The sequence below is a fragment of the uncultured Methylobacterium sp. genome, assembly GCF_964242245.1.
Lineage (GTDB): Bacteria > Pseudomonadota > Alphaproteobacteria > Rhizobiales > Beijerinckiaceae > Methylobacterium.
On record NZ_CAXTBY010000082.1, the window covers coordinates 1 to 9,411 of the forward strand.

Annotated in this window: 9 protein-coding genes; 4 read left to right on the forward strand and 5 right to left on the reverse strand. The window is 72.0% G+C overall.

What is annotated here, in order from left to right; translation table 11 throughout:
• The 3 genes from ACFE8Y_RS15570 to hflX all read left to right on the forward strand — a co-directional run.
• The coding region (locus tag ACFE8Y_RS15570) for a helix-turn-helix domain-containing protein (protein WP_375465295.1) at positions 1–352 on the forward strand (352 nt) is incomplete at its 5' end.
• 197 nt (positions 353–549) lie between these two features.
• A complete protein-coding gene (gene hfq, locus ACFE8Y_RS15575; RefSeq protein WP_375465296.1) occupies positions 550–810 on the forward strand; it encodes an RNA chaperone Hfq in 261 nt (86 codons plus the stop codon).
• 94 nt (positions 811–904) lie between these two features.
• Positions 905–2,311 carry a GTPase HflX gene (gene hflX, locus ACFE8Y_RS15580; protein WP_375465297.1) on the forward strand — a complete coding sequence of 469 codons (1,407 nt, stop codon included), beginning with the start codon at positions 905–907 and terminating at the stop codon, positions 2,309–2,311.
• A 46-nt stretch (positions 2,312–2,357) separates the two neighbouring features.
• Here hflX and ACFE8Y_RS15585 read toward each other — a convergent pair whose 3' ends face one another.
• Complete coding sequence (locus ACFE8Y_RS15585) at positions 2,358–3,218, reverse strand: DMT family transporter (RefSeq protein ID WP_375465298.1); 861 nt, start codon at positions 3,216–3,218, stop codon at positions 2,358–2,360.
• A gap of 125 nt (positions 3,219–3,343) precedes the next feature.
• Between ACFE8Y_RS15585 and ACFE8Y_RS15590 the strand changes: the two genes are divergently transcribed.
• Positions 3,344–4,738: a PLP-dependent aminotransferase family protein gene (locus tag ACFE8Y_RS15590; RefSeq protein ID WP_375465299.1), complete on the forward strand. Its 1,395-nt coding sequence runs from the start codon at positions 3,344–3,346 to the stop codon at positions 4,736–4,738.
• A gap of 70 nt (positions 4,739–4,808) precedes the next feature.
• Here ACFE8Y_RS15590 and ACFE8Y_RS15595 read toward each other — a convergent pair whose 3' ends face one another.
• The 4 genes from ACFE8Y_RS15595 to ACFE8Y_RS15610 all read right to left on the reverse strand — a co-directional run bounded on the left by ACFE8Y_RS15595 (position 4,809) and on the right by ACFE8Y_RS15610 (position 8,997).
• On the reverse strand, positions 4,809–7,064 hold the full coding sequence (locus tag ACFE8Y_RS15595; protein ID WP_375465300.1) for a xanthine dehydrogenase family protein molybdopterin-binding subunit: 2,256 nt from the start codon (positions 7,062–7,064) through the stop codon (positions 4,809–4,811).
• On the reverse strand, positions 7,057–8,118 hold the full coding sequence (locus ACFE8Y_RS15600; protein WP_375465301.1) for an FAD binding domain-containing protein: 1,062 nt from the start codon (positions 8,116–8,118) through the stop codon (positions 7,057–7,059). Before ACFE8Y_RS15600 ends, ACFE8Y_RS15595 begins: the two co-directional genes overlap by 8 nt.
• On the reverse strand, positions 8,115–8,603 hold the full coding sequence (locus tag ACFE8Y_RS15605) for a (2Fe-2S)-binding protein (RefSeq protein ID WP_375465302.1): 489 nt from the start codon (positions 8,601–8,603) through the stop codon (positions 8,115–8,117). The genes ACFE8Y_RS15600 and ACFE8Y_RS15605 overlap by 4 nt, the downstream gene beginning before the upstream one ends.
• A 130-nt stretch (positions 8,604–8,733) precedes the next feature.
• Positions 8,734–8,997 (reverse strand): hypothetical protein, encoded by a 264-nt coding sequence (locus ACFE8Y_RS15610; RefSeq protein WP_375465303.1) that lies wholly within the window; start codon positions 8,995–8,997, stop codon positions 8,734–8,736.
• Between the last annotated feature and the right edge of the window lie 414 nt (positions 8,998–9,411).

Here is a 9,411-nt window from a genome sequence, read left to right on the forward strand (position 1 = left end):
CGAGGACGCGATGGCGGTGTTGCAGTCGCACAACTGGCCGGGCAACGTGCGCCAGCTCAAGAACAACGTCGAGCGGCTGATGATCCTGACCCAGGCCGACCCGGAGCAGGAGGTCACCTCCGAGATGCTGCCCTCCGAGATCGGCGCCCTAGTCCCGACGACGCCCAACGGGGCCGGCGGCGAGAAGCTGATGAGCCTGGCGCTGCGCGAGGCCCGCGAGATCTTCGAGCGCGAGTACCTTGTGGCGCAGATCGCGCGGTTCTCGGGCAACATCTCGCGCACTGCCGAGTTCATCGGCATGGAGCGCTCGGCGCTCCACCGCAAGCTCAAGTCGCTCGGGATCGGTCCCTGAGGGATGTGACGCGGCATCGGCAGGGCGGCCGAGAACGGCGACGCCGGTTCGAGTCTTGCATTCACGTCTTGCATCGGAGTGGAATTTGAACGTGTAATGCGGTCCGCAATCCGCGACCGGACCGGCAAGACGAGACCGGCAGCACGACCGAGAACCCGCCCTTCGCGGCGGGCGCCAAGACAACAAAGGACAAGAAGATGGCGGCCGAACGCGCACAGAACCTTCAGGACACCTTCCTCAACCACGTCCGCAAGAACAAAATTCCGCTCACCATCTTCCTCGTCAACGGCGTGAAGCTGCAGGGCGTGGTGACGTGGTTCGACAATTTCTGCGTCCTGCTGCGCCGCGACGGCCATTCGCAGCTCGTCTACAAGCACGCGATCTCGACGATCATGCCGGGCCATCCCGTGCAACTGTTCGAGCCGGACGAGGCTGCACCCGAGAAGGCGCCGGCCTGAGCCGGCCCTTGGTTCGCCGCCGGCCGATCCCCATCTCGAGCATCGTGCAACGCGTGACGCCGCCGCCCTGCCGGGGCAGCGGCACAAGGACTCCATGAGCGAGATGCTGACCGCCAGCGAGGCCCGGCTCCAGGCGATGGCCGCACCCGAGGGCGAGATCGCGGCGGCCACGCACACCCTCGTCGTCGGCCCCTATCTCAGCCGCACCGCCGCGCTCTCTCCCCATGGACCGGCTCCGGTCACGCGCTCGACGCAGGCCCGCCTCGAGGAGGCCGTGGGCTTGGCCGCCGCGATCGAGCTCGACGTGGTCGAGGCGATCCCGCTGAGTCTCGCTCGCATCCGGCCCTCGACCTACCTCGGCAAGGGCCGCGTCGCCGAGATGGCCGGCCTGATCAAGGCCCGCGAGATCGGCCTCGTGGTGATGGATTGCGCCCTCTCGCCGGTGCAGCAGCGCAACCTGGAAAAGGAATTCGGCGCCAAGGTCATCGACCGCACCGGCCTGATCCTCGAGATCTTCGGGCGGCGCGCCTCGACCCGCGAGGGCACGCTCCAGGTCGAGCACGCGCACCTCGCCTACCAGAAGAGCCGGCTCGTGCGCTCCTGGACCCACCTTGAGCGTCAGCGCGGCGGCTTCGGCTTCCTCGGCGGCCCCGGCGAGACCCAGATCGAGGCCGACCGGCGGATGATCCAGGAGCGGATGACCCGGATCGAGCGCGACCTCGATTCCGTCACCCGCACCCGCGGCCTGCACCGGCAGGGGAGGGCGCGCGTGCCGTACCCGATCGTCGCCCTCGTCGGCTACACGAACGCCGGCAAGTCGACCCTGTTCAACGCGCTGACCAAGGCCGAGGTGGTGGCGCAGGACATGCTGTTCGCCACCCTCGACCCGACGGCGCGGGCCACCAAGCTCCCGCACGGCGAGACCGTGATCCTGTCCGACACCGTCGGCTTCATCTCCGACCTGCCGACGCCGCTGATCGCGGCCTTCCGCGCGACGCTCGAGGACGTGATCGAGGCCGACATCCTGCTCCACGTGCGCGACGTCGCCCACGTCGATTCCGAGGCGCAGGCCGAGGATGTCGGCACCGTGCTGCACGAGCTCGGCATCGAGGCGTCCGCCGACCGGATCATCGAGGTCTGGAACAAGGCCGACCTCCTCGACGAGGGGGAGCGCACGCGGCTGTCGAACCTCGCGGCCCACGGCCGCAACGATCGCGACGGCGCGGCGCCCGTCCTGGTCTCGTCGCTGACGGGGGAGGGGCTGTCGGCACTCGCCGCCCGGATCGAGGCGCGCATCGCCCGGGCGCGCTCGACCTTCGCGGTGGTGCTGCCGCCGGAGGACGGCGCGGCGCTGCACTGGCTCTACGAGAACGCCGAGGTGCTCGATCGCCGCATGGAGGAGGGCGGCACGCTGCATTTGGCCATCCGGATCGCCCCGGAGAAGGAGCCGCGCTTCCTCAACCGGTTCGCCGCCGCGCGGCGGTTGAGCCGGGCGGGGTAGGGCGGCCCAGAACAGATAGGCCCTGTAAGGCCCCGTCTTGATCCGATCACGCGAACCGCTTGGCGCCGGCCACGCAGAGCACGACCAGACCCGTCGCCGCCACCATGGTCCAGGCGACGGGCTCGTGCAGCAGCACGCCGGCCAGCGCCAGCCCGAAGAAGGGCTGGAGCAACTGCAACTGTCCGACGCCCGCGATCCCGCCGAGCGCGAGGCCGCGATACCAGAACACGAAGCCGACGAGCATGCTGAACACAGAGACGTAAGCGAGCCCGGCCCAGGCCGGCAGGCCGATGCCGCTCCACGATCCCGGCAGCGTCGCCAGCGCGACGACGGCCATCACCGGCAGCGCCACCACCAGCGCCCACGAGATGACCTGCCAGCCGCCGAGCCGGCGCGACAGGGTCGCCCCTTCGGCGTAGCCGAGCCCACACAGCAGGATCGCCGCCACCATCAGGAGATCGCCGGTGAGCGACGCTCGGCCGCCCTGCGACAGCGCGAAGCCCGCGACGGTCAGGCTGCCGACGCCCGAGAATAGCCAGAAGATCGGCTTCGGCCGCTCACCACCGCGGATCACGCCGAAGACGGCGGTCGCGAGCGGCAGCAGGCCGATGAAGACGATGGAATGGGCGGACGTGACGTGCTGAAGCGCCAGGGCCGTGAGGAACGGAAAGCCGACCACGCCGCCGAGTGCGACGACGGCGAGGGGGCCGATGTCGTTCCGGAGCGGCCGCCTGGTCCGCAGCGCCAGGAGCAGCGCCGTCCCGATCAGGGCGGCGATCACCGCCCGTGCCGAGGTCAGGAATAGCGGCGTGAAGCCGCCGACGGCGACCCGCGTCGCAGGCAGCGAGCCGCTGAAGATGATCACGCCCAGGAGGCCGCTGCCCCATCCGTCCGTCGTCCGCCGCATCCGTGTCGCCCTGTCCCGGACGGCGGCAGTAGCGCGTTCGAGGCTGGCCGTGCCAGCGATGGTCCCATACGGTGCGGCCGAACTGTACGGGTTGGACGGACCGCACAGGTGATGGTGTTCGGGCGATGAGCGACGGGACGGGCACCCGCACGGGTGCGGTGATGGACGCGATCCGCCGCAAGGTGGCCCGTCGCGCCCTGTCTGTCGGCGAGAGGCTGCCCTCGATCCGCCGCTTCGCCGCTGCCATGGAGGTGTCGCCGTCGACCGTGGTCGAGGCCTACGACCGCCTCGCGGCCGAAGGCCTGATCCGTTCGCGGCCGGGCTCCGGCTTCTACGTCGCGGGCGCGATGCCGCCGCTTGCGCCGGCCGAGGCCGAACCGCGGCGGGATCGGGCGATCGATCCGTTCTGGGTGTCCCGGCAGTCGCTCGACGCAGGGACGGGGATGCTCAAGCCCGGATGCGGCTGGCTTCCGCCCGACTGGATGCCGCAGGCCGCCATCCGCCGTGCGATACGGGGCCTCGCCCGGGCCGACGATGCGGTGCTGGTGGACTATGGCGGTGCGCACGGGTCGGCCGCCCTGCGCCGGCTTCTCGCGCGCCACCTTGCGGGCGAGGGCATCGAAGCCGGTGCGGATCAGATCCTCCTCACCAATTCGGGCACGCAGGCGATCGACCTCGTCTGCCGTTTCCTGCTGCGCCCCGGCGACACGGTGCTGATCGACGACCCTTGCTATTTCAACGTCCAGGCGGTGCTGCGCGTCCATCGGGCGAAGATCGTCGGCGTCCCCTACACGCCGAACGGCCCCGACCTTCCGCTGTTCGCCGAGGCGCTCGCCGCGCACCGCCCGCGCCTCTACATCACCAACTCCGCGCTTCACAATCCGACCGGCGCGACGATGTCGCCGCGGACGGCCCACCGACTCCTGACCCTGGCGGCGGCCCACGACCTCACCGTCGTCGAGGACGACATCTTCGGCGACTTCGAGCCGGACGCCTCGCCGAGGCTCGCAGCCCTCGACGGGCTGTCCCGCGTGATCCGGATCGGCAGCTTCTCCAAGACGCTGTCCGCATCGATCCGGTGCGGCTACATCGCAACGCGGGCGAACTGGATCGACGGGCTCGTCGACCTTCAGGTGGCGACGAACTTCGGCGGTCCGAGCCCCATCGCCGTCGCGTTGATTTCCGGGGTCCTGAGCGACGGGAGCTACAACAAGCACCTGGAATCTCTGCGTCGCCGCCTCTCCAGGGCGCGGCGCGAGACGCGTGCGAAGCTCGAGCCCCTCGGGATCCGGCCCTGGATCATGCCGCGCGGCGGCTTCTATCTCTGGTGCCGCCTGCCGGCCGGCCGCGACGCGGCGGAAGTCGCCCGCTCGGCGCTGCACGAGAACGTCGTGCTGGCTCCCGGCAACGTCTTCAGCCTCTCCCAGTCCGCGTCCGCGTTCATGTGCTTCAACGTGGCGCAGATGAGCGATCCGCGCGTCTACGCCGCCCTCGGCCGCGCCCTGGCCGAGACGGCGTGAGCGGCCGGGGCTGCGCGAAGCCGCCCGTAGCACGGCCTTGGGCCCGCGCCCGCGGTCTCCCGCAGCGCGCTCATCCCAACAGCTTGTCGAGCGTGATCGGGATCTCGCGCACCCGCACGCCGGTGGCGTGCCAGACCGCGTTGGCGATGGCGCCGGCCGTGCCGGTGATGCCGATCTCGCCGACGCCCTTGATGCCGAGGGCGTTGACGTGGGCATCGTCCTCGTGGACGAGGATCGCCTCCATGGCCGGCGTGTCGGCGTTCACCGGGATGTGGTACTCGGCGAGGTTGTCGTTGAGGAAGCGACCGGTGCGGGCGTCCATCGCCGCGTGCTCGTGGAGCGCGAACGACACCCCCCAGATCATCCCGCCGTAGTACTGGCTGGTGACCAGCCGCGGGTTGACGATGCGCCCGGCCGCGAACGCGCCGACGAGGCGGGTGACGCGGATCTGGCCGAGGTCGGGATCGACCTTCACCTCGGCGAAGACCGCGCCGTGGGCGTGCATCGCGTAGGTTTTCTTGGCCGCCGGATCGGACGACGCCTTGCCCGTGCCCGTGAGGCGCGCGCGGCCGGCCCGCGCCAGGATCGCCGCGAAGGCCTCGCTCCGGGTCTCGTCGTCGCGGCGGATCAGGCGCCCGTCGCGGGCGATGACGCCGGCGTTGCCGGCCCCGTAGAGCGGGGAGGCGGGGTCGTTGGTGGCCAGATCCGAGAGCTGGCCGATCACGTCCTGGCCGGCCGCGTGGATCGCGCCGCCTGCGGTCGCGGTGTGCCCCGAGCCGCCGGCGATCCCGGCGTTCGGCAGGTCGGAGGAGCCCATGCGGAAGGTCAGTCGGTCGAGGCCGATCCCGAGGCCGTCGGCGGCGATCTGGCCGAGCGCCGTCCAGGCGCCCTGGCCCATGTCGTGCGCGCCGGTCTCGACCGTGCCGGTGCCGTCTGCCCGCAGCTCGGCCCTGGCCTGCGCCTCGAACATCAGCGCCGGGAAGGTCGCGGTGCCCATGCCCCAGCCGACGAGCAGCCCGTCCGCGTCCCGCGTCTGCCGCGGCGCCTTGGCGCGTGCCGACCAGCCGAAGCGCTCGGCGCCGCGGGTGTAGCATTCGCGCAGGGCCTTGGAGGAGAACGGTTTTCCCGAGATTGGCTCGACCTCGGCGTAGTTCGTCAGGCGAAATTCCAGCGGGTCCATGCCGCAGGCGAGCGCCATCTCGTCGATCGCGCTCTCCAGGGCGACGCTGCCGGAGGCCTCGCCGGGGGCGCGCATGAACAGCGGCGTGCCGGTGTCGAGGCGCACCGCCTCGTGCCGCACGGCGATGGCCGGGCTCGCGTAGAGGGTGTGCGAAATGCTGCCCGACGGCTCGAAGAAGTCGTCGAAGCGGCTCGACGCGGTGAGCGTGTGGTGCTCCAGCGCCGTCAGCCTGCCCTCGGCATCGGTGCCGAGGCGCAGGGACTGCCGGGTCGCGGCGCGGTGGCCCATCGGCCCGAACATCTGCGAGCGGGCGGCCACGAGCTTCACCGGCCGTCCGACGAGGCGAGCCGCCATGCAGGCGAGCACCTGCGGCCCGGAGATCATCCCCTTCGAGCCGAAGCCGCCGCCGAGGAACGGGCTCTCGACGTGGATGTTCTCGGGCGGGATGCCGAACAGGCCGGCGAGCCGCCCCTGTGCCATCGCCATGCCCTGGCTCGGGGTGTGGAGCGTGAGCCGGTCGCCGTCCCAGGACGCCACCGCCGCGTGCGGCTCCATCGCGTTGTGGTACTGCGCCGGCGTCTCGTAGGTCGCCGCGATCCGCCTGCTGGCCGCCGCGAGGCCGGCCTCCACGTCGCCGTGCGATTCCTCGGGCGGCTGGCCGACGCCGACGCCCGGCGGGGTGAACGGCGGCTCGGCATCGAGCCCGATGCGGGCGGGCTCGACATCGTAGCGGGGGGCGAGCAATTGCGCCCCCTCAATCGCCGCCTCCAGCGTCTCGGCGATCACCACGGCGACAGGCTGGTTGGCGTAGCGGACGGCCGAATCCTGGAGCAGGTCGAGGCGGAAGGTGAAGGGGTTGGCCTTCTCGTCCGGGTGCTGGGCGAGCGTCGGCGCGTTGTCCGGCGTCATCACGTCGACGACGCCGGGATGAGCCCTGGCCGCCGCGACGTCGAGACCGGTCACGCGCCCGCGGGCGATGCGGGCGACGCAGAGCGCCGCGTGGAGCGTGCCGGGGGACAGGTTGTCGGCGGCGAACGTCGCCCGGCCCGTCACCTTCAGCGGCCCGTCGCGGCGGGTCAGCGGTTGGCCGATACTCGACCCGTGGCGGGCGCGCTCGGGCGAGGCGGTGAGGGCGATCTCAGCCATGGGCGGCTCCTGCGGGGGAGGGGGCGAAGGGGGAGGCCGGTAGCGCCGGCACGCGCGCGGGGGTGCCGGCGGCGGCGAGCGTCAGGGCGCGGACGACGATGCGGCGGGCAAGCTCGATCTTGAAGGCGTTGGCCTCGCCGGAAGGGCTCGCGCCCGCGAGCGCGGCCTCGGCCGCCTCCCGGAACGCGGCACGGTCCGGGGCGCGGCCGGCGAGCACGCTCTCCGCCTCCCGCGCCCGCCAGGGTTTCAGGGCGACGCCGCCGAGCGCGAGGCGGGCCTCGCCGATCCGGTCGCCGTCGAGCCGGAGCGCTGCCGCCGCCGAGACCACGGCGAAGGCGTAGGAGGTGCGGTCGCGGACCTTGAGGTAGCGGGCGTGCGCCTGAAACCCCGCAGCCTCGGGCGGCAGGCGAACGCCGGTGATGAGCTCGCCCGGTGCCAGCACGGTCTCGCGCTCGGGCGCGTCGCCCGGCAACGGATAGAAGTCGGTCAGCGCCACCGCGCGGGTGCCGGCGCCGCTGGCGATCTCCACCACCGCATCGAGCGCGGCAAGCGGCACGCAGAAGTCCGACGGGTGGGTGGCGATGCAGTGCTCGCTCCATCCGAGCACCGCGTGGAGCCGCGTCGCCCCGCCGACCGCGGCACAGCCGGCGCCCGGCGCGCGCTTGTTGCAGGGGGAGGCGGGGTCGTAGAAGTACTGGCAGCGGGTGCGCTGCATCAGGTTGCCGGCGGTCGTCGCGGCGTTGCGCAACTGTGCCGAGGCCCCCGCCAGGAGCGCTTCGGCCACCGCCGGATAGGTCTTCGCGAAGCGCGCGTCGTGGGCGAGGTCGGCGTTGCGCACCAGCGCCCCGATCCGCACGCCGCCGTCCTCCAGGACATCGATGCGATCGAGGCCGGGCAGGCGGGTCACGTCGACGAGGTGGGTCGGCGTCATGACGCCGCCCTTCATCAGGTCGAGGAGGTTGGTGCCGGCGGCAAGGTAGGCCGCGCCGGGCGCTTGGCCGGCCGCGACCGCCTCCGCGACGCTGGCGGGCCGGGTGTACGCGAACAGGTTCACGCCGCGTCCTCCCGCTGCTCTTGGCCCTGGGCAGCGAGCACGGCTTGCGCGATGCCGGCGTAGGCGCCGCAGCGGCAGAGGTTGCCGCTCATGCCCTCGCGCACCCGCTCAGGGTCCGTGCCGGCCTGCCCCTCCGCGATCAGGCCGATGGCGCTCATGATCTGGCCGGGCGTGCAGAAGCCGCACTGGAAGCCGTCATGGGCGATGAAGGCCGCCTGGACCGGGTGCAGCGCGTCGCCGTGCGCCAGACCCTCGATCGTCGTCACCGCGGCCCCGTCCAGGCTGACGGCGAGCGCGAGGCAGGCGTTGATCCGGCGCCCGTCGACGAGCACCGTGCAGGCGCCGCACTGCCCGCGGTCGCAGCCCTTCTTCGAGCCGGTGAGGTGGAGGCGCTCGCGCAGCAGGTCGAGCAGGGTAACGCGCGGGTCCTCCAGGACGAGATCGCGCGCCGTGCCGTTCACGGTCAGCGTGAGGGAGATGCTCATGCGGGCTCCGGGCCAGTCTGGAACGGCTATAGATAGGCGTTGAAAGCCCACCTGCCAGCCGTCGTGGGCCGACCTGGCACCCGGAGCCGCCGCGCGAGCGCGAGCGGGATACGCCGCGGTTATGGGACCCTCAGCGGCCGACTCGGCCGCGCAGCGCCTCGATCAGCGTCTCGACGAAATCCTGCGCCGCCTCGCTGAACGCGATGCCGGTGTCGCTCGCGCTGACGAGGCCGCGGCCCTCCAGTTCGGACACGCCCTCGGGATCGGCCTCGTGGCCGGCGCCGTCCTTGCGGATCACCGAGGCGACGCGCTCGCCGCTGAGCAGGCGGTGGTAGGCCGCGAAGGTGAAGATCGAGAGCGCCTTGTCGGAGAGTCCGTCGAAGCCGTCGGCCATGCGCGTGTCCCTGATCCGGAATTCGTCTCCGCCAACGCGGGAGCCCGACCAAGGTGCGCGCCCGCGCCGAAACATTTCACGGCACGAGGCCGGGGAGGGGGATCACCGGCATCGCCGCGCAAGAGCGATCCTGCCGTCGGAGGCTCGCATCCTCGGCTCTTCCGCCCGCTTCCGATCGACGATGCCGGTGGAGGACGGCCCGCGAACGCCCTCTCACGGCGGAGGGCCGGGTGCCCCCTACCCCGCAGCGACGACCGGGCCTGAGGAGACGCCCATGCCCCGCGCCACGGCAGCATCGTCATCGCAGAGGCGGATTTCTTGTACCCGGTACGGACCCGCCTCGCCGCTCGCCGCCTGCAACGGCCGCAAGGTGCCCGGCCTGAAGATGACCTACGCGGCGGAGGAGGGCGAGGG